Annotated in this window: 16 protein-coding genes; 9 read left to right on the plus strand and 7 right to left on the minus strand. The window is 47.3% G+C overall.

Going from position 1 to position 19,340, the window contains the following annotated elements; genetic code table 11:
- Positions 1-309: 309 nt before the first annotated feature.
- The 6 genes from WH43_RS04460 to WH43_RS04485 form a co-directional block, all read right to left on the minus strand.
- On the minus strand, positions 310-819 hold the full coding sequence (locus tag WH43_RS04460) for a CS1 type fimbrial major subunit (protein WP_053423450.1): 510 nt from the start codon (positions 817-819) through the stop codon (positions 310-312).
- A 192-nt stretch (positions 820-1,011) separates the two neighbouring features.
- Positions 1,012-2,172: a hypothetical protein gene (locus tag WH43_RS04465; protein ID WP_152342782.1), complete on the minus strand. Its 1,161-nt coding sequence runs from the start codon at positions 2,170-2,172 to the stop codon at positions 1,012-1,014.
- 62 nt (positions 2,173-2,234) lie between these two features.
- Complete coding sequence (locus WH43_RS04470; RefSeq protein ID WP_053423452.1) at positions 2,235-4,739, minus strand: TcfC E-set like domain-containing protein; 2,505 nt, start codon at positions 4,737-4,739, stop codon at positions 2,235-2,237.
- Between the two features lie 128 nt (positions 4,740-4,867).
- Positions 4,868-5,341: a CS1 type fimbrial major subunit gene (locus WH43_RS04475; RefSeq protein ID WP_053423453.1), complete on the minus strand. Its 474-nt coding sequence runs from the start codon at positions 5,339-5,341 to the stop codon at positions 4,868-4,870.
- A 1-nt stretch (position 5,342) separates the two neighbouring features.
- On the minus strand, positions 5,343-6,098 hold the full coding sequence (locus WH43_RS04480) for a hypothetical protein (protein WP_053423454.1): 756 nt from the start codon (positions 6,096-6,098) through the stop codon (positions 5,343-5,345).
- A 174-nt stretch (positions 6,099-6,272) separates the two neighbouring features.
- On the minus strand, positions 6,273-7,136 hold the full coding sequence (locus WH43_RS04485) for an SDR family NAD(P)-dependent oxidoreductase (RefSeq protein WP_053423455.1): 864 nt from the start codon (positions 7,134-7,136) through the stop codon (positions 6,273-6,275).
- Between the two features lie 238 nt (positions 7,137-7,374).
- Here WH43_RS04485 and WH43_RS04490 point away from each other — a divergent pair, with 238 nt between their 5' ends.
- Positions 7,375-7,971, plus strand: a complete 597-nt coding sequence (locus WH43_RS04490) for a nucleoside deaminase (protein ID WP_053423456.1) — start codon at positions 7,375-7,377, stop codon at positions 7,969-7,971.
- A gap of 12 nt (positions 7,972-7,983) precedes the next feature.
- Positions 7,984-8,478, plus strand: a complete 495-nt coding sequence (locus WH43_RS04495) for a DUF1543 domain-containing protein (protein WP_053423457.1) — start codon at positions 7,984-7,986, stop codon at positions 8,476-8,478.
- On the opposite strand, the gene WH43_RS04500 is transcribed toward WH43_RS04495, so the two are convergent.
- Positions 8,475-10,106: a response regulator gene (locus WH43_RS04500; RefSeq protein WP_053423458.1), complete on the minus strand. Its 1,632-nt coding sequence runs from the start codon at positions 10,104-10,106 to the stop codon at positions 8,475-8,477. The genes WH43_RS04495 and WH43_RS04500 overlap by 4 nt on opposite strands.
- A gap of 328 nt (positions 10,107-10,434) precedes the next feature.
- Between WH43_RS04500 and WH43_RS04505 the strand changes: the two genes are divergently transcribed.
- The 7 genes from WH43_RS04505 (at position 10,435) to WH43_RS04535 (ending at position 19,304) form a co-directional block, all read left to right on the plus strand.
- Positions 10,435-11,373 carry an endonuclease gene (locus tag WH43_RS04505; protein ID WP_082335681.1) on the plus strand — a complete coding sequence of 313 codons (939 nt, stop codon included), beginning with the start codon at positions 10,435-10,437 and terminating at the stop codon, positions 11,371-11,373.
- 98 nt (positions 11,374-11,471) lie between these two features.
- Positions 11,472-12,497: an isoaspartyl peptidase/L-asparaginase family protein gene (locus WH43_RS04510; protein ID WP_053423460.1), complete on the plus strand. Its 1,026-nt coding sequence runs from the start codon at positions 11,472-11,474 to the stop codon at positions 12,495-12,497.
- Positions 12,498-12,552: 55 nt separating this feature from the next.
- Positions 12,553-12,972, plus strand: a complete 420-nt coding sequence (locus tag WH43_RS04515; RefSeq protein WP_053423461.1) for a CBS domain-containing protein — start codon at positions 12,553-12,555, stop codon at positions 12,970-12,972.
- 96 nt (positions 12,973-13,068) lie between these two features.
- Entirely contained in the window at positions 13,069-17,001 is a 3,933-nt protein-coding gene (gene hrpA / locus WH43_RS04520) for an ATP-dependent RNA helicase HrpA (RefSeq protein WP_082335688.1), read from the plus strand.
- A 96-nt stretch (positions 17,002-17,097) separates the two neighbouring features.
- Entirely contained in the window at positions 17,098-17,484 is a 387-nt protein-coding gene (locus WH43_RS04525; RefSeq protein WP_229670469.1) for a response regulator, read from the plus strand.
- Positions 17,485-17,551: 67 nt separating this feature from the next.
- On the plus strand, positions 17,552-17,851 hold the full coding sequence (locus WH43_RS04530) for a PilZ domain-containing protein (RefSeq protein ID WP_053423463.1): 300 nt from the start codon (positions 17,552-17,554) through the stop codon (positions 17,849-17,851).
- Positions 17,852-17,930: 79 nt separating this feature from the next.
- Positions 17,931-19,304, plus strand: coding sequence for a sensor domain-containing diguanylate cyclase (locus WH43_RS04535; RefSeq protein WP_053423464.1), 1,374 nt, complete (start codon positions 17,931-17,933; stop codon positions 19,302-19,304).
- Positions 19,305-19,340 lie beyond the last annotated feature (36 nt).

Consider the following 19,340-nt stretch of genomic DNA (forward strand, 5'->3'; position numbering starts at 1 on the left):
CCTGCCCGTTTTTTATCAGAACAACATGCAATAAACAGCGCTGCTGCTTCAAGTACGATGGGAACAAAACATAGGGACTGTTTTTTAACATTGGAGCGCAGCGACGTGGCCCGAAGGCGCTAACGGTATTCCCTAAGTAATTGGAGTTGCAGCTAGGCGACAAGCGAGCGAGACCCCAGGAGCATAGTAGTCCTATGTGACTGGGGCGAGTAGCGCAGTCAACAACGCTGCAGCTTCAAGTACGACGGGAATAAAAAAGGCAGGTAAACTATCTACCTGCCAAAGGCACCGGTTGGGGGTGACGAGGAATTATTCAGCTGGAGCTGGTTCTGCAGAGGGTAGAGGAGTTTCAAAAGATAAGCTGACCACACCTGAATAGTTATCCGGCGTGTAACTGGTTGTAGCTACAGGTGCTATGGTCATATTCACCACCTGACCTGCAGCGGCCTGACTTGCGCCTATTACATCAGCGGCAGTGGTAGTTAAAGTCACACCATTGACGGCTACAGCTAAGTTGATGGTATTAGACAACGAACTCCCTGTCAGCGTAGAACTGGTCACCGCAGCCTGAATAGCGCCAGTGGTACTGCCCATATGCAGTTGCTTCTGAATAGGCGTCAGTACGTTATTAAAAGTGTTCCATTCCATACGCTGCGGTGCAGTAAAGACGTCGTCCCCTGGCAGTGCATTGACAAAAAACTCAGTGGACGGCACATCAGCCACTATAGTGATTTGTTTTTGCTCTGTCTGAGCAGCAAAGCTAGATGCAGAAAGGCTGAACAGCATGGCTGAGGCTAAGAGTGTGGTTACATTTTTCATCGGCATAAGCTCCTGTGATCAAAAGTAATGCAGCCCTCGCGGTACTGCGCAATGATGAGCAACTCACCATGGCCATTATCTTAAGTGGGGGGGACTGGCTGTTCTATCGGACTAATCTGATAACAAAACAAAGTTAAAAAAGGCCCCTTGAAGGAGCCTGGTGCACAGATCTAAGCGTTCTGGAGGGCGGAGCTAATCAGGAAGTTGAGGTTCAATCACTAGCGTGACATCACCTCTGTATAAATCTCCCCTGTAGCTACCAAGCATTTCTGTTAAAGCGTTACGTTGGACTTCAAAGTGCAGCTGTCCTGCGCCATTAAGCACTGTAGAATTGGCTTTAAACAGCAGCTGATTGGCCTGGCCTTGTCGCAACTGGACTTTATTGACCACAGCGCCGTTTTGTTGCGCCAGTTGTGTTGGCAAACTCAAACTGGATCTCACCGGCACCTGATGGTTTTGCCTGGTGTTTTTCAGGGCACAGTCTGAGCCGCTTTGATACTGACATTGCAAATAAACAGCAATAGGCACTGAATTCCATAACCGAAAAGGAATATCCCGAAAAACCCGTTCCGGCACTTGCCCAGTGCTTAAATACTGTGCCCAGCCTGAGGCGGGTGAAAGTACGGCCTGTTCACTGCCGGCCGGGAAACGGAACAAAGACTGATGACCTACGCTCAATTCAAAATTAATCACCACTTCGTTATCATCGTAGCTGCCTTCACCAAAATCAAAATCACCATTAGGCCCTACGCTAAACACCAGTTTACCTCTGTAAATGCCGTTATTCATTTTTAATGGGTCTGGTGTATTTAAGCGGTATTTAAAAATTAAATGCCGCTGTGTGATGCCATAAGTGCCTGAATATTGGCTTCTTAGTGCTCTGGTGCATTGGCCGCTGTTTTGTTGGGCCGTGCCGTTGATTGTCCATAAAAAGGCAGTGTCTGTGAGCCCGTTGACAGCATTAAACCCGCTTCTGTAGCAAGACGAGCCGTTATCCGGGAGGCTTAAATCTTCACTGAGTTGAAACAAATGGGGCTGATTCGCGGCGTTGCGACGGTAAATGCCGCCAATATCAGTCAGGGTAAAAGTTAAGTTCGCTGAACTGCCATTTTCTTGCTGCACTGTAACAATTCTGCTACCCGGAAAACGAAAATAGACTTGCTCTCTGGGGTTGGCGCTGCGCCTATAGCTGCGATTAATAAAGGTATCCAACTGAAGAATTTTGTCTTTTCCCCAAAAACTACACCAATAACCACGGCATTCAGTAATGTCGGTAAAGTCGATGCGCTGCTGGCCGTTAGCACCGGGTTTGTATTCAGCATGAATAGTGGTTTCATAAGCTTGAACTGGCAAAACACAACATGCTACAAGTAGCAAAACATGGAAAATAAAAGCAATTAAATGCATAGCGGGCCTCATTCAGGTGACGCAATTAGTGGTTCTGGCTGGGGTGATGACGGAGCAGGCTGCTCTGCTAACTGGCTTTGATTGGTTTGGCATGATAAATCGCCAACAAACCATAAGTCCTGCCGTTGTTGTCCTGTGTCTGATGCCAAATCAAAATGGCAAAGTTGTTCGCCTTGTTGCAGCACATCCAAAGTAGGGGCAGACTCACGCATCGCCAGCGTAAAAAATCCGCTATTTTCCGTAACAGTGCGGCTGGAGTGATTCTGTACATGATGTCCGCCTAAAGGTTTACCTTCTGAATCGAGCAGCCGACCTATCACTGTCAGGGTTTTATAAGCAGAGAGTCTCAGATAATCCACGCCCCCTTTGTTCAGATGATAAGACGCCACAGACTGCGACAAGCTGACATAAGCAGAATGCTGGTTGGCAAAGTCGAAGCTGACTGTACCTGGTGTGTAAGCACCCACAGGCACCACATTACGGCCTGGCTTTAGTAGCACTGTCTGACCCGCTGAATCATGCGCCATCAGTTCAACATCTTCCTGATCCGACTCCAAATCAACAATGAGGCTGGCACCTTCATAAGCATTGGCGCTACTTGCTGCCACACCTTGAGCATTGGCGACCACAGTGCTGTTGAGGTTTAAGCCTGAGCTGAATTTGCCGTCAAAAGAGGATCTGGACATATAGAGATCGCTGGTCAGGTATTGGTTTTGCACTGTGGCATAGCTGTTGATACCCACCCCATAGCTGTCAAAGTTTGAACTCAGACCGATATTTTTAATGTCGCTATTTTCAATTTGCTTTCGCCAGCCTAATTCTGCGGTGTTTTCTTTACTGCCATCCCGCGAGGTTCTGTTGCCAATAGCGCCATAGTATTGAGAAGAATATTGCGAAGACTGCTGGCCAAAGTTGATATTCAGACTAAGTTCTATGCCGGTATTACGTCTTTGAGTCTGATCGGAAACCGCAGGTCTGTTGAAGGCACTTAAGCGCCATGTACTGTCGGTATCCATAATTTTTTGGCGATATTGCCAGCTGAAATCAGCCCCAGTACCTCTGTGCGCCTGATGTGACAGTCGAAGTGACGTGCTTTGTGTGGCATTGATTCTTTGCTGCCAGCTTAAGGCGGTAGTTTGTTGTGAAACCGCTGTGACGCTTTGAGAGTTTTTGTTGTACTGCTGGCTTAGCACCAGATTGCCGCTGTCAAAACCATAGATAAACTGCGTATCCAGGCCATACGCTGAACCTTCACTGTGATAATAATTAGCCAGCAGTTTGCTGCGATCCGACAGGCTGTAATCGACTGAAGTACCCAATTGAAGGTGCTGGTCAATATACTGAGTACCAAAGCCAACGATAGTGGACGGATTCAGTAGGTAATTCAGTGTGGCGCCCGTTGTTAAATCACCTTCATACTCTGATTCTGTGCTGCTAAAGAGCTGGGTCTGACGACCTGCAAAAATGCTGTAACGCAGCGGCTCAGAACTATCGCGCCAGCTTGATGGTTTATAAATCATCGCCTGAGATTCGGATAGCAGTTGCCCATCCTGTACTACGCGCAGTTGCACTTGATAAATACCGCTGGGTAGGACTTTAGTGTCTATGGCCTGCAAACCAGCCTGTACCTGCTGGCTATTGATTAAAAAACCGTTGCGGTAAATTTCCACTACAGCCGGACGCTCGGCTGTGACATAAACAGGTGTGGTGCTAGGGTACTGCTGCTCTATCACTAGGGTGTCGGAAGAGCTAAGCATCAGTCCCAGCATATTTTCGCCACCGGAACCACGACCCGGGCGTAAACTTAAGCCTTGTGGATCATTAGCAAAATAACCCGCACGCAAAGCGCGACCTTGCAGTTCGCGCTGGCTGTACAGCTGACTTAAGCCGTAGTAAGTGTTATTCCCAGCAACACCACTTTTGGATACTTGAGCGCCAGTATGATGAGTCCAGTTGCCCGTGCTGGCCACAGCTTCCAGATTGTAATAGCTCGAAGCGGCTGAGCTTTCTGCATTGATCAGATTCAGCTGGTTTTGAATAATAATTCCGCTGCTGCCTTCTTCAGGCAAGGGCTGATATTTTTGCTCTGTGTTTTGCTGTTCGACATCCGCGGTCAGAATAGACAAGCGCGAGTCGGATAAACTGTACTCCAACGCCAGCCACTCTTTTTTACACTGACTGCAAGGGCCTAAAGATGCTTTATCGCTAAGCTGATTAAGCCAGAAGTTACGCTCTGTATCGTCATAAGGGCTGTTGTAGGCGTCAGTAAAGCTTAAGAGTTGCACCTGATCGTCCTGTGTTAATACCAAAAGCGCATCCCCTAGGTATTTACTGTTCAGCTCTACCCGGACGACGAGCGGCACATTAAACAGATGAACGGCAAAATCAGCCGGCAATTGTTCGGCTTGCTGTAACACAGGAATGGAGGAATGCCCGGACTGACCATAGGCGTTGGTTGCCAGCAGGATGCAAGTCACACAGATGGCAATTCGGTTAGGTGAAAAGGCTGGCAATCACAGTTCCCCCTGGTGAAGTGAGTGCTGCGTATGCTAGTAGTGTCAGGGCTTGCAGACTATCGGACTAATCTGAGTTTTATTTTTTCTGCAATAAAAGCATCTGCTAAAAGTGCAGAATGCCGATGTTAGGGGGTTGAGGTTTCAAATAACAGGTTCACCACCCCTTGATAAGTACCAGCTCTGTAACGGCCGCTGGGATCGGGCATCGCCACAATGATCATATCCAGTTGCTGGCCCGCACTGGCTTGTTGGGCATTTAATATGGTTTGTGCAGTGGTGCTTAACACTGTGCGGTCCAGCTGTACTTTCAGTGGTATTTGCTCCGAGCCGTAACTCAACAGGGCCGGAGCTAACAAGCGAGCGGAGACAGCGCCTAAGCGACTTTGAATAATGAGCTGTTTATGGATCGGTAGTAATAGCTGTTTGTAGCTATCCCATTCCATCTGTTGGGTTTGATTCAACCACGGATCGGAATCCGGAGTGCTGACTTGAAAGTCCGGGTCGGGTAGCTGTAGGGATACAGTTACAGTATGTTCAAAACGCTCTGCGGCAACGAGCAAAGAGTAGGCCATCAGCATCAACATAAAGACGTAACGCATCTCAGAACTCCTGCATCTTTTTTTGCTCACCTTGCTGCAACTCAAAGCGGTAATGACGGCCCGCGTCTTTATGTAGAGTTTTGGTTTTACCCGGCAGAATATGCTCCAGTATAGGTTTGTCGCAGTGGGTATTACCGGCGTCACACTGAGTCAGTTTATCCAGCTTAATGGTGGTGTTGCCGTTATTGTGGATCACGACTTTGTCGTTGGAGGGCGTGATTTGGGTGTCATACAGCTCTTGTGCCGGGTGCACAAAGACGATAGTGCCGTACCCTGCCAGCAGGTTAAAACCCGCCTGCAACGAGCTGTTGTAGTCAGCGCTTTCTTCGGCGCTTAAGTTAAAGTTATCGTTGATATCCGGCAAGACAGGAATATAACGCACTCTAAAGTAACGCTCTTTATCACGTGGGCCTACAAACAATAAACGGGCTGACTGAATGCCGGATGCCGGAATAATCAGCCGGGCAGGGCTGACAATTAAGGTATCTGCGTTTTGGCTATCGCCTAAAATTTCACCGGCTTCCACTTCTTTTGGTACACCTTTTTCGTCATAAACAATTTCATGTACTGTCACCCGCACAAAAGCTGTGGCATCGCCTGCATTGTAAATTCGTTTGAGTTGTGTGCTTTGCTTCCCGCTGATGTAGTCATGCAAAGTACCCACATTGATATTTGGGGCTGCCGCGTAACTTGCTGACGCCGTCAGGCCAATAAGTATTGTGAGTGTTTTGAGCAGAGTGAATAGTCTGTAGTGCATTTCAGGTCGCTCCTTAGGGTGAGTTTATTTGGCGGGGTATAAAAAATATTTCCCACCAGTAAGGCGCGTTAATCTAAAGCGTGGCAGATTGGTTTTGGATCGGACTTGTCTGATTTTCTCTGTGATGAAGCTCAGAGTGACGGGCCCCTAACCAAGGGCCCGTAGCAGATGAACTCAGATATCTGTCGACAGAGACAAGGCTTTATAGTCGTTCAACCCCTGCAAGCGGCGTTGATAGGCCGTGGTTAAATAATCTATAGCGTCAGACCCTGCTGCATATCGCAGCGGCAGAACATCAGCCTTTGCCAGTTGTACCAGCACTTGACCTAACTTGGCTGGGTCGCCAGCCTGTTGATGGCTGACTTTGCTGTAAGCTTGCTCTAGTGCAGTGGAGTAGTCCTGATAGTCGGCTAGTTTCTCAGTGCCATACTGCACTGAGCTGCTATCGAGAAAGTCAGTGCGAAAGAAACCTGGTTCAACAATAGTCACCTCTATGCCAAAGCCTTTGACTTCAAGCGATAGAGATTCAGTAAACCCCTCTACCGCAAACTTAGTGGCGCAATAGACAGAAGCCGCATCAAAACCTAAAGCGCCGCCAATAGAGGACAGGTTGAAGATACGGCCACTGCGCTGCGCCCGCATCAGGGGTAATACAGCGCGGGTGACATTCATCAGACCAAATACATTAGTGGCAAACTGACGCTCTACGTCGGCTTGTGGAATTTCCTCGAATACACCTAATTGGCCGTAACCTGCGTTATTGACCAGTACATCAATACGGCCAAAATGGTTGAGAGTCGCTTCTACTGCTTCCAGAGCCTGAGCGATGTCTGTGACATCCAGAGCTAAAGCCAAAGCTTTGTCTGAATCACCAAACTTTTCTCTGAGTTGCTGCAGATTGCGGCCTGTGACTACGACAGAATCTCCGGCAGAGAGCGCCGCTTTGGCAATTTCAGCGCCTATGCCCCGGTTTGCACCTGTGATAAACCAGACTTTTTCTTTTGTTGTTGCTGTTGAATGTAGATTGAGATCAGACATCATGTTGCTCCTGTGTATTGCTGTGCTAAGCGAGAGTTCGCCATGAATTTAGCTTGGCAGCTGGGCTCTCTTTGGTGGTAGAACAAAACTTGAGTGTCCTTGCCTGTTTCTTCAGAATTGATAAGGACAGCAGTCTTTGTCACATAAATTTAGCATTCTGCGATTTTTTACTTGTAGCTCAACTGATATAAAGGTAAAAAGTCGGCCCAATTTTTTGCTATAAGCGACAGGACAAATCATGAAAGAGCGTATTGGTTTTATTCATCAGCCGGGCAGTGCTGTCACTGTGGAATTACCTGACTGGGTGGCATCTTTTGTCGACTGGCAGAAAACCTACGTAACGGACGATGAGAAAATGGCCTTAGCTATTGAATTGTCAAAACAAAACGTTGAACGTGGTACGGGCGGCCCTTTTGGTACTGCTATTTTTGATCGCTCGTCAGGCCAGCTGTTAGGGATAGGGGTCAACCGTGTGGTGCCTTTAACCAATTCCACCTTACATGGTGAAACTGTGGCTATTATGATGGCCGAAAAAGCCTTGGGTACTTTTACTTTGGCAACAGACATTGGCCGTGAGCTATTTACCTCCTGTGAGCCTTGTGCCATGTGTATGGGCGCTGTGCTTTGGAGTGGCGTCAACCGTATGGTCTGTGCTGGTGCCGCTGAAGATGCACGTGCTATCGGTTTTGACGAAGGCCCGGTGTTTGAGCAGTCTTATCAGTATTTAGAAAAAGCCGGTATGGAAGTGGTGCGTCAGTTCAAGCGTGCGGACGCCAAAGCTGTGCTGGATTATTACAAAAACTCTGGTGGCCGGATTTACAACGGCCGGGATTAACAGGACATTGTCATGCTATTTGTTGTGATGCTGGGGGGGAAACACCCAAAAGCGAAAATTGAAGTGCACGATGTGGTCTTTGTTACCGGCAACAGTATTGAAGATTGCTACCAAGAGTTACGTCAGCAGTGGTTTGGCACTCTGGCTGGTATGCATATTGATTCCTGGATGCAAGTCGACGGTGTTGAGGGTTATCAGCTGCGGTTTTCCGAGCAGGCGCCTGCAGCAGATGAGCTGCGATTATTTTTCATCAACTTAGGTGGTTATACCCCTGGCGCTTTTGGTGAAGATCATCATTACCTACTGGTAACAGCAAAAGATAAAGTACAAGCTAAGCAAAAGGGCAAAACCTATTTGCCGAAAAGCTGGGATAAACCCCATACTGATGCGGTACTGGATGTCGATGACTGCATCGCTATTGATCAAGTCGGTGGACGTTATGTGCGTTTGACTCAAGGCCAGCACAAAGAAACAGTGCATCAGTCTGATTATATTGTTTTGGGTTAAAGCTGAACCTGAGCTAATCCCGGCTGGGTTTTCTTTAAAGTCACAACATACTTTTCAAAGCGTTCTTGTTCGCTTTTTTCCAGCTTGTTTTGCCGTAGTACACGAGCAGCGTTGCGGGCATAGTTGATGGTTTCGCCTGTTAAACCTGCACTTTTACTCATGGCTTGCAGCAAGTTGAGTGCTATCACCGGATTGGTGGGCATATAGTCGAAGGTTTCGCAAAAAAGCGACACAGCACGGCCATATTGCCCCATCAGATAAGCGTCTGTGGCTTGTGTATTCATTTGTTTGATTTGCTGTTTTAAGCTTTCGTGTTGGTCTTGTTCCAGCTGCAGCATAATACGTTGAGTTTCAGTCAGGAAGTCATCGTCATATAACATGGTTCGTAACTTGTCGATACAAAGCTGACTGGAGTACAAATCGCCCAGTTCAAAATAGGCTTTGGCAGCGTCCATACAACTGTCGATGCTTAAATCATCCAGAGAGAGCTCCTGGATTTGCTGTATCAGTTCACGACCTTCTTTAATCGCACCACGGCAGCTGTGCATCCGGCTGCGTAAAATCACAGTTTCACGTTTCAGCGCCTCGACATTAAAACGTTTATGCAGAGCATCCAGCAGTTTAGCGGCGTTTTGGACTATCACAGCTTTTTCCAGCACGTTAGCGCTTTTAGCCTGATCAACTAAAGCTCGGGCGTGGTTCAGATAGTTATCTGCGGTATCGTCAATGGAATGACGGGCTCCCTGAACTATTTTTCCGGCAATACGGGCTGCCAGATCGGTGTGGCCTAATATGACACATAGATTACTCAGTGTTTTTTGCCGACTGATATTTTTGGGCGACAAGGTGGCAGCCTTACTGAGGGTGTCAAAGGCCAGTTGATACCGACCGTGGCGCACATATAAACGAGATAACCAATCCAGAGCTTCCACTTTGGTATCGCCAAATTGCGTCAGATCTACCAGCTCAAGTTCGGTATCTTCCCAAAGTTCCAGATAAAAGCAACTTAAGGCATGGCCTAACCGCGCCCAACTATAGGATTTTTGTTGTAGTACTTTTTGGTAAAAGGTTTGGGCCTTGTCGTATTGCCCCAATTTCAGCAAGAGTTCGCCTTTAAGACGCATAGCTTGCAGCGCATAGTCCTGTTTAGTACGGATCACCAGATCACATTCCCGGCATGCTTCTGCATAGTCCTGTTCAAACAGGCGGAAAAAAACTTTGCGAAGTTCTATGCGGTGCCGGATGGCTCTGCAGATACGTTCTTCCAGTGCAGGTGCGGTAAAAGGTTTGAGCAGGTAATCGTCAGGCTGCAGCTCAATGACACCGTGTACGATTTGGCTTTGTGCTTCGGCGCTTATGACAATAAAGCAGCAAAGCGGAGCCAACAGTTGCTGCTTTTTCAACGCTTCAAATAACTGATAACCATCTTTACAGTCACCGAGATTGAAGTCACATAAGATAAAATCGAAGGGCATATCGATGCATTTTTGCATAGCTTCGCCCGCGTCTTTGGCTACGTGAATAGCCTCAAACCCCATTTGTTGTAACATTCCTTTTACGGTGGCCCGGACAGGCGCACAGTCATCAATGACCAAGACTTTTTTGCAACGAAAAAATGACTGGTCCATAGCGGATTAACTCTTTTTCTGCGTTTAACTGCTGATTTATAGCGATGAAACTACATTCTGCACACTAAATAGTCAAATTAACTTTGATAAAAATGTTTTTTATTGTTAACCATTGGTAATGAATGATTTGGCATAAGGATGCAGCGAAAGGCTGATAATCCAGAAAAGTTCTGTTTAACTCATTATTTTGTATAGATTCCAGGTTGCATTTATCCGGTGTTGTTCCAGCAAGGTTAACGCTTTTACCCTTGAGTAAATGCCTGATTCGCAGAGCTCAGGCTTATGGCATAATAAAGCTGTTTCGCAGGCAGTTTAAGGTTGTATCGCTTTGTTTAAATTTATGTTTTGTGCTGTATTCTTTGCTTTATCTGTAGTTGCCAACGCCGCACCTGCTAATTTTGACTCTGCAAAAACTATCGCCAGCCGTATTTACGCCCCTGAAAAGCAAGAATTTTATTGTGGTTGCGCTATTCGCTGGCAGTCAGGCAAAGGTATTCCTGACTTAAAAGCTTGTGGCTATCAGATCCGTAAAAATGGTCCTCGCGCTAACAGGATTGAATGGGAGCATGTGATGCCAGCTCAACAATTTGGCTCACCACTGGCCTGTTGGAAGCAGGGAGGGCGCGAGCAATGCGGTAAAACAGACGCCTTGTTTAAACAGATGGAAGCCGATTTATTTAACCTCAAACCCGCTATAGGCGAAGTGAATGGCGACAGAGCGCATTACCGTTTTGCCATCTTGCCAGCGCAGGCGCCGCAGTATGGCTCTTGTGAAGTAAAAGTCGATTTTAAAAGTCGTCTGGTGGAGCCTCGAGCTGAAATTCGGGGGGATATAGCCCGTATTCATTTTTATATGGCGGATAAATATCAGATCCCTCTGGCCAAGGCTCAGCAGCAGCTATTTATGGCCTGGCATCAGCAAGATCCTGTTGATGAGACTGAGCGTAAATTACAGCAACGTATTGCACAGCAAATGGGGCATGCCAATGACTTTGTCACAGGAAAGAAGGTCTGGCAGCTTAATTACAAGGCATCGGGCTTTGGTTTAACCAAAGCAAAAGAAACAGCACTCACTGCCGCTCTGGTCTCAGGGCAAGTATTAGGCAATAAACGCAGTAAGTTGTACCACTTAAGTCATTGCAGTGGTTTTAACCAGGTGTCAGAGCGTAACCAGCAATGGTTTGAATCGGAACAGCAGGCGCTGAATGCTGGTTTTAAGCGAGCGGGCAACTGCAGTGCTGGCGCTTCGGTAGGGGCCGAAGATTAATCCCTCCTTCTTAACGAATTAACGCAGCACAACTTGCGTCCTGAATAGAGTTCGCGGTACAACCTGATGTAACTATTACAATAATCAGGGTATTTATTATGCGCCGCACCATGTCTTTTATCGCGTTAAGCTGCTTTTCCGCTTTGGCTTTTGCCAAACAACCTCTGGCTATCGTTATACACGGTGGTGCCGGAACCATCAATAAAAGCCAAATGACCGAAGCGCAGGAGCAGGCTTACCACGCCACATTAAAACATGCGGTGGATACCGGCTATGCGGTGTTGGAAAAAGGCGGCAGCAGTGTGGATGCAGTGACAGCCGCAGTGCTGATTATGGAAGACTCTCCGTTGTTTAACGCAGGGAAAGGCGCCGTTTATACCTATGATGAGGGCCATGAACTGGATGCCTCTATTATGCGCGGAGATAACCTGATGGCTGGTGCAGCTTCAGGTTTAAAGCATGTGAAAAACCCGGTGTTGCTGGCCCGCGCTGTGATGGAGAAATCTGAGCATGTGATGCTATCAGGTGCTGGTGCTGAGCAATTTGCCAAAGAGCAGGGGCTGCAGTTGGTGGAGAACAGTTATTTCGATACCAGTTTTCGCTATGACGCCTTAAAAAAAGCCAAACAAAGTATGCAAAAAGTGCCACATCAGGCAAAAAATTATCGTTTAGAAGCACCATGGCAACCAGAGTGGAATATGGGTACTGTCGGCGCTGTGGCGATAGATAGCAGTGGTTTATTAACTGCAGCCACCTCAACGGGCGGTATGACCGCCAAGCGTTATGGTCGTATTGGTGATGCGCCTATTATTGGCGCTGGTAACTTTGCAGATAATGCCAGCTGCGCTGTGTCTGCGACAGGTCATGGTGAGTTTTTTATCCGTTACCGGGTTGCTTCAGATATCTGCGCCAGGGTGAAATATCAGGGCATCAGTGCTGATAAAGCGGCCGATCAGGTGATTCAGCACGAATTGGCCAAAGTCGGTGGCACTGGTGGCGTGATCCTGATTGATCACAAAGGCAAAGTCAGCTGGAGCTTTAATACCGAAGGTATGTACAGAGCAAAAAGATCCGAAGGTGAAGCTGCTGTGACTGAAATTTTTAAAGAGAGTCCGGCCAAATAGGCCGCTCTGGTCTACGCTTAAGGTGTTGTGAAAATACGACACTTTTGAGGGGCTTATGGACTTATTAAAAATATCCGATCATATGAATCGTCACCCCGTGACTTTTACCGAAGAAATGTCAGTCGAGGAAGCAGTGAATAAACTGATCCTCGCTGAGCAACTCGGCGGGCCTGTGATCAATAAAGAGAAGAAGGTGATTGGTTTTGTGTCTGAGCAGGATTGTCTGTCCAGAATGCTATCCGGCACTTACCACTTGCAGCAATCTGCTTCAGTGAAAGATGTGATGCGCACTGAGGTGCTAACGGTAAAGTCATACCACGGCATAGTGGATTTAGCCCAAACCATGCTGCAGGCCAAGCCTAAGGTGTATCCGGTGGTGGATGACGATGGTCATCTGCTTGGCGTGATTAGCAGAACTGATGTACTTCGCGCCATAGACTTGGAATTACACTCTCATTACAAAGCCGTTAGTTGACGTATTTCCAGTAAATGCACTGTTTTAAGCGGTGCTTTTACTGGATCTAAAGCCCCTGAACTTGGTAGCATGTCGCCCCTATTTATTGAGGGCCTTGTGTTGACCGACTCTACTGCTAAACCTGCTGTTGCTAGCAATCACCTTAATACGGACGCTGAAATTTCTGTTGCCGCGCTGACCAAAGCCATACCTAATTCTTTATCCAAAGATCAGCACAGGTTTCGCCAGTCATTACAGAACATTAAAAAGCAGCAGGATGAGAGCAAACAGCAGCAGTTAATGCAGCAATTGTCGGCAAAAATCACCGCCTCTATGCAGCTACGGGCTCAGCGCCAGGCCGCAGTTCCCGCTATTGACTACCCGGCTGAGCTGCCTGTGGTCGGTAAAAAAGACGATATTAAAGCCGCCATTGCCAAACATCAGGTGGTGATTATTGCCGGTGAAACCGGCTCGGGTAAAACCACCCAAATTCCAAAAATCTGTTTAGAGTTAGGTCGTGGTGTCGCCGGTATGATTGGCCATACCCAGCCACGGCGTTTAGCTGCGCGCAGTGTTTCTGCACGTTTAGCTGAAGAGCTGAAATGCCCTGTAGGTCAGCAGGTGGGTTATAAAATCCGTTTTGGCGATCACACAGCACCCACCACTTTAGTTAAACTGATGACGGACGGTGTGTTGCTGGCTGAAATTCAGCAGGACAGATTTTTAAATCAATACGACACGTTGATCATCGATGAAGCACACGAGCGCAGTTTAAATATCGACTTTTTATTGGGTTACTTAAAGCAGCTGTTGCCGCGCCGCCCTGATTTAAAAGTCATTATTACCTCGGCCACCATCGACCCGGAGCGTTTTTCTAAACACTTTTTTGATGCGCCTATTATCGAAGTCTCAGGCCGCACCTTTCCGGTGGAAACCCGCTACATGCCACTGGCAGAAAACGACGATAAAGACGCCGATCAGCTGCAGTCAATTTTTGATGCTGTCGAAGAGCTGTATCGCGAACCACCTGGCGATATTCTGATTTTCTTAAACGGTGAGCGAGAAATTCGCGACACAGCAGATGCGCTGGAAAAACTTAAACTGCCTCATACTGAAATTTTACCTTTGTATGCTCGTTTAAGTGCGGCCGAGCAAAACCGAATTTTCCAAACCGGCGTAGGGCGTCGTATCGTACTCTCTACCAACGTGGCAGAAACCTCCTTAACAGTGCCTGGTATTCGGTATGTGATTGACCCCGGTACAGTGCGAATATCGCGTTACAGCTACCGCTCAAAAGTACAACAGCTGCCGATTGAAGCTATCAGTCAGGCTAGCGCCAATCAGCGTAAAGGCCGTTGTGGCCGTGTTGTAGCTGGTATCTGTATCCGCTTGTACAGCGAAGAGGATTTTAACAGCAGACCCGAATTTACCGACCCGGAAATTCTGCGCACCAACTTAGCCTCGGTTATTTTGCAAATGCTGGCCTTAGGTTTAGGCGATATTCAGGCCTTCCCGTTTTTAGAGCGGCCAGACAGTCGTTTTATTAACGACGGTATTAAGCTGCTGGAAGAGCTGGGCGCAGTTAAACCTCAGTCCAACAGTCATAGTTTGCAGATGACAGACTTAGGCCGTCAAATCAGCCGTTTACCAGTCGACCCACGTTTAGCTCGTATGGTGTTTGCTGCGACAAAATACAGCTGTTTACAGGAAGTGTTGGTGATTGTCTCGGCCTTGTCGATTCAGGACCCTCGTGAGCGACCTTTGGATAAACAGCAAAAAGCCGATGAGTTACATGGTCGTTTTGCTGATCCGGATTCAGATTTTAGCGCCTGGTTAAAGCTTTGGGCGTACTTGCAAGAGAAGCAGGACGAGCTGACCAATAACCAGTTCCGCCGCTTATGCAAACAGGAGCTTTTGAACTACCTTCGCGTGCGCGAATGGCAGGATTTATATGGTCAGTTGAGTCAGATTTGCACTGAGCAGCAGTGGAGCCTGAATTCGCAGGTGGCGTCTTATGAGCAAATCCATAGCGCTTTACTCACAGGTTTATTAGGCCAAATTGGTAGCCGCGACAGCGACGCCGATTATATGGGCCCACGCCAAAGCCGCTTTTTTGTCTTCCCAGGCAGCAGCTTATTTAAACGTAAACCTAAATGGGTAATGGCCGCTGAACTGGTAGAAACCTCCAAGCTCTACGCCCGTGCTGTGGCCAAGATTGAGCCTGAATGGATAGAACCTGCTGCTATGCACCTGGTTAGCCGCAGTTACAGCGAGCCACATTGGGAGAAGAAAAAAGGTGCTGTGGTGGCCTATGAGCAGGTGTCTTTGTATGGCCTGATCATTGTGGGTAAACGCCCAGTGCTGTACAGCAAAATAGACCCAGCCACCTGCCATAAAATCTTTATCCGTAGTGCCCTGGTCGAACAAGACTTAGGCCTGAATGAAAGCTTTTTAGCTCATAACCAAAAGCTGATAGAGCAGGTCACTGAGCTGGAAGAAAAAGCCAGACGGCGCGATATTCTGGTCGATGAAGAAACGCTGGCTGATTTTTACGCTGAAAAAATCCCGGTTTGGGCCAACAACAGAGTCGATTTTGCCAAGTGGTGGAAAGAGGCTAAAGCCAAAGACGCAAAGTTGTTAAATTTGGATCTGGAACAGCTGTATAAGCGCGATGCCTCTGAAGTCACGGCGGATAAATTCCCAGAGTTCTGGCGTCAGGGCAATTTAACTTTGCCGCTGGATTATCATTTTTCACCGGGCGCGCCGGATGATGGGGTCAGTTTAGTGGTGCCTTTGTCTTTACTGAATCAGCTGGAAGAGCAGGGCTTTGACTGGCTCATTCCAGGCTTGCGTCATGATTTATTAGTGGCGCTGATAAAATGCTTGCCCAAACAATACAGACGCAACTTTGTGCCAGCGCCCAATTACGCTGATGCCCTAATGCAAAGCATTAAACCCGAAGATGGGCCTTTGCTGGATGTGGTCAGCAACAGATTAAAGCGGATGTCCGGTGTGACTATTCCAGACGATGCCTGGGATTTATCCGGCATTGATACCCATCTGAAATTTAACTTTAAGGTGGTAGACGACAAAGGCAACACCTTAAAACAGGGCCGCTCTTTGGCGCTGTTAAAACAAGAGCTGCAAGGCAAAGTACAACAAAGTTTAAGCCAGGTGGCGGAGCAGGGTATAGAGCAGGAGCAATTGACGCAGTGGTCTTTTGGCCAGTTACCACGTGAGTACATCAAAATGCAGGCCGGTTATCAAATCAAGGCTTATCCGGCTTTGGTGGATAATAAAGATTCGGTAGCTATTAAATTATTGGATAACGCCGAACAAGCGGCAGAGCAGAGCAAACTGGGCCTGCGCCGATTGGTGCTTTTGAATGTGCCATCACCTGTTAAATACCTGCAGGAATCCTTGCCAAACAAGGCCAAGCTTGGGTTGTACTTTAATCCGTTTGGCAAAGTGCTGGAGCTGATAGACGACTGTATTGCTGCTGGTGTTGATCAGCTGATCAGTGAACAGCCCTGGCCTGAAACCGAAGCGGATTTTACCGCTGTCAAAGAGAAGATCCGCGCTGAACTAGGGGAAACTGTTTTACGTATTGCACTGAAAGTAGAACAGATTTTAACCCTGGGTCATGAAATTCAGAAAAAGCTCAAAGGTAAAGTTGAGTTAAAGCATGTGCAGGGGCAGGGGGAAATCAAGCAACATCTCGATTCTTTGCTGTTTAAGGGCTTTGTCAGCACACATGGTGCAGTGCGTTTGGATGCGATTTTGCGTTATTTACAGGCACTGCAAAAACGTCAGGAAAAACTGCCTGTGGATCCAAACCGTGATCGTTTGATGTCACACGAATACCAAAAAGCAGAAGAGGCGTATCAGAGCTTGTTGGGTAAATATGCGGGCCGCGCTGTTCCGGAGCCTGTACTGGCTATCCGCTGGATGCTGGAGGAACTTAAGGTGTCCTTATACGCTCAAACTTTGGGAACGCCTTATCCGGTCTCGGTAAAACGCATTTTACTGGCGGTAAGTGAATTAAAGTAAATTTTTTGTCTGTTTTTTTGGCAAATTGTTAAACACGCCATACACTTAGGTTAAACGCACAGATGCGTTTGCATGGAGATCTCAAGGATGCAGACAATGGAATTGAAGCAAAAAAAAGTCATGATAGTAGACGACGAAGATTTTATGTACCGTCTGCTGGAGCTGGCTTTATCACCTTTTTATCAATTGTCTTATGCCAAAAGCGGTGTAGAGGCCTTGCAACTGGTGCTGCAACAGCAACCTGATCTGGTGATGATGGATATCTGTATGCCAGGTTTGGATGGTTTGGACACCTGCCGCCTGTTAAAAAACACTCCTGAAACAGGCCATATTCCTATTCTGATGATGTCAGGTCTGGACACGCCACGCGATGAAGTTATAGCGCTGGATGCAGGAGCTGACGCTTTTGTCAGCAAACCTATCAGCGCCCGCCATATTCAGATGCTGGTTGATGATTTACTCTGTAGTCATTCACACAAATAAGGCTTTACAGCGGCTTATTGCGGATCTATAAAAGAAGCCTACCCCAATAAAGGCAGTAATACAGCTTATGTTAGGCCACAGTGATAAACGTAACTACTACCGTATGATGGTGAATGCTCAGGTGGAATTGATGATCAATGATCCTCAATCGGGCCGTGTGATCAACGCTATTTGCCGTGATTTAAGTGCAACAGGTATGTCGCTTGAGATCGATGAACCTCTTGAAATGGGCATTATGCTTTACATCAAAATGGAGAGCTCCAACCCAAGTATTCCGCCTTTATCTGCTCATGCGAAGGTGATGCGCTGCGCGCAGGAGCAGGAGGATTGTTATCAGTTGGGTGTGCAGATTATCGAGCTGAATTAAAAAGAAAATGTTCTGGTAAACAGCAGTTTATTTTTTTATAGTCCATGCCAACACATCTCTTTTAAGGTTGTAGCTTGTTGTGTCAGACATTGCTCCCGTTATATCGCAACAAGCCCATCGACGTGCTGCTTATCTAGTTTCGACACTTTTGGTGCTGGTAGCAGCCACTGTATTTCCTTTTCTTAGCTTTACCTTGCCGGCTATAGCGCCTTTTTTACCTGCTTATGGCACAGCAGTCATATTACTCGAAGGTATTACGGCTTATTTATTATTGTCGCAGTTTGCCACACGCAGAAACGTATTCCCCGGATTTGTCGCAGCCGCCTATTTGTCGTTAATTCCTTTGGTGATAGTTCAGCTGTTGGTGTTTCCTGGTGTTTTTACACCAACAGGCTTGTTGAATGCAGGCCCACAAAGTGCGGTCTGGATTTGGGTGTTTTGGCACGGGTTATTTCCCGCTCTGATGTTGCTCGCCTGCTTTGCAGAGCGTTTTATCAAAACGGAGCAGGTGAATTATACCGACCTGAAATTCTGGTTGTTTGCTTTTGTCCTGGCTCCATTATGTCTGAGCCTGAGTCTGGCCTTATTTGCCACCTGGGGCAGTCATTTATTACCTGCACTGATCGCAAGTAATAGTTATCAGCAGTTGCTCCACAGTCCTTATGCGTTGCTGGTCTGGGGAATGAATGCATTAGCTTTGTGTGTCATGTTGATGCGCGCCCGCCTTAATAATGTGCTTTATATCTGGTTAAGTGTTGCGCTACTGGCTAGCTTAATTGATGTCACCTTAACCTTATTTGCCGGCGCTCGTTTTAGCCTGGGATGGTATGCGGCAAGGATCAGCAGTTGTGTATCCTCAATGGTGTTGCTTGGCGCTTTGCTATGGGAAGTCAACAGGCTTTATATCAGTACACAAAGAGCAAATGAACAACTCTATCAGCAAAGTGTCCGGGATACCTTAACTGGTCTTTTTAACCGTCGTTATCTGGAATCGCAGCTGGCTGTAAATATCGACCATGCCAAAAGATATAACGAGCCTTTATGTCTACTGGTGTTGGATATTGACCACTTTAAAGCCTTTAATGACCGCTACGGCCATGTAACAGGCGATCAATGTTTGATTGAGGTGGCAAAACAGTTGGAGCAGGCCCTGCACAGGCCCGCCGATTTTATCGCCCGTTTTGGTGGTGAAGAGTTTGTGGTAGTTTTACCTTATACCAATACAGAGGGCGGCTTTAAGGTTGCAGAGCAACTACGCCTTCATATTCAGGACGCCCGGTTTGAGCATCAAGGGCAGGTTTTGAGTGTAACCGCCAGTATAGGTTTGGCGAGCTTGCAGCATAATGAGGATACGGCGCAAAGTTTGTTGATAGCCGCAGATAAAGCCTTGTATCAGGCCAAAGCCGCAGGCAGAAATTGTGTCAAGGCTGCAAATGAGCGAGCTGCTAGTTAGCAATACAGCGTAGTAAGGACTTCAAGGCTGGTTGTG

Source organism: Rheinheimera sp. KL1, from assembly GCF_001275035.1.
GTDB lineage: Bacteria > Pseudomonadota > Gammaproteobacteria > Enterobacterales > Alteromonadaceae > Pararheinheimera > Pararheinheimera tangshanensis.

What these genes read in the sequence shown, in the direction of transcription:
- WH43_RS04515 (WP_053423461.1), top strand. Translation starts at nt 12,553, where the DNA reads ATGGACTTATTAAAAATATCCGATCATATGAATCGTCACCCCGTGACT.
- WH43_RS04490 (WP_053423456.1), top strand. Translation starts at nt 7,375, where the DNA reads ATGAAAGAGCGTATTGGTTTTATTCATCAGCCGGGCAGTGCTGTCACT.
- WH43_RS04500 (WP_053423458.1), bottom strand. Translation starts at nt 10,106, where the DNA reads ATGGACCAGTCATTTTTTCGTTGCAAAAAAGTCTTGGTCATTGATGAC.
- WH43_RS04530 (WP_053423463.1), top strand. Translation starts at nt 17,552, where the DNA reads ATGTTAGGCCACAGTGATAAACGTAACTACTACCGTATGATGGTGAAT.
- WH43_RS04495 (WP_053423457.1), top strand. Translation starts at nt 7,984, where the DNA reads ATGCTATTTGTTGTGATGCTGGGGGGGAAACACCCAAAAGCGAAAATT.
- WH43_RS04475 (WP_053423453.1), bottom strand. Translation starts at nt 5,341, where the DNA reads ATGCGTTACGTCTTTATGTTGATGCTGATGGCCTACTCTTTGCTCGTT.
- WH43_RS04510 (WP_053423460.1), top strand. Translation starts at nt 11,472, where the DNA reads ATGCGCCGCACCATGTCTTTTATCGCGTTAAGCTGCTTTTCCGCTTTG.
- WH43_RS04460 (WP_053423450.1), bottom strand. Translation starts at nt 819, where the DNA reads ATGAAAAATGTAACCACACTCTTAGCCTCAGCCATGCTGTTCAGCCTT.
- WH43_RS04525 (WP_229670469.1), top strand. Translation starts at nt 17,098, where the DNA reads ATGGAATTGAAGCAAAAAAAAGTCATGATAGTAGACGACGAAGATTTT.
- WH43_RS04480 (WP_053423454.1), bottom strand. Translation starts at nt 6,098, where the DNA reads ATGCACTACAGACTATTCACTCTGCTCAAAACACTCACAATACTTATT.
- WH43_RS04485 (WP_053423455.1), bottom strand. Translation starts at nt 7,136, where the DNA reads ATGTCTGATCTCAATCTACATTCAACAGCAACAACAAAAGAAAAAGTC.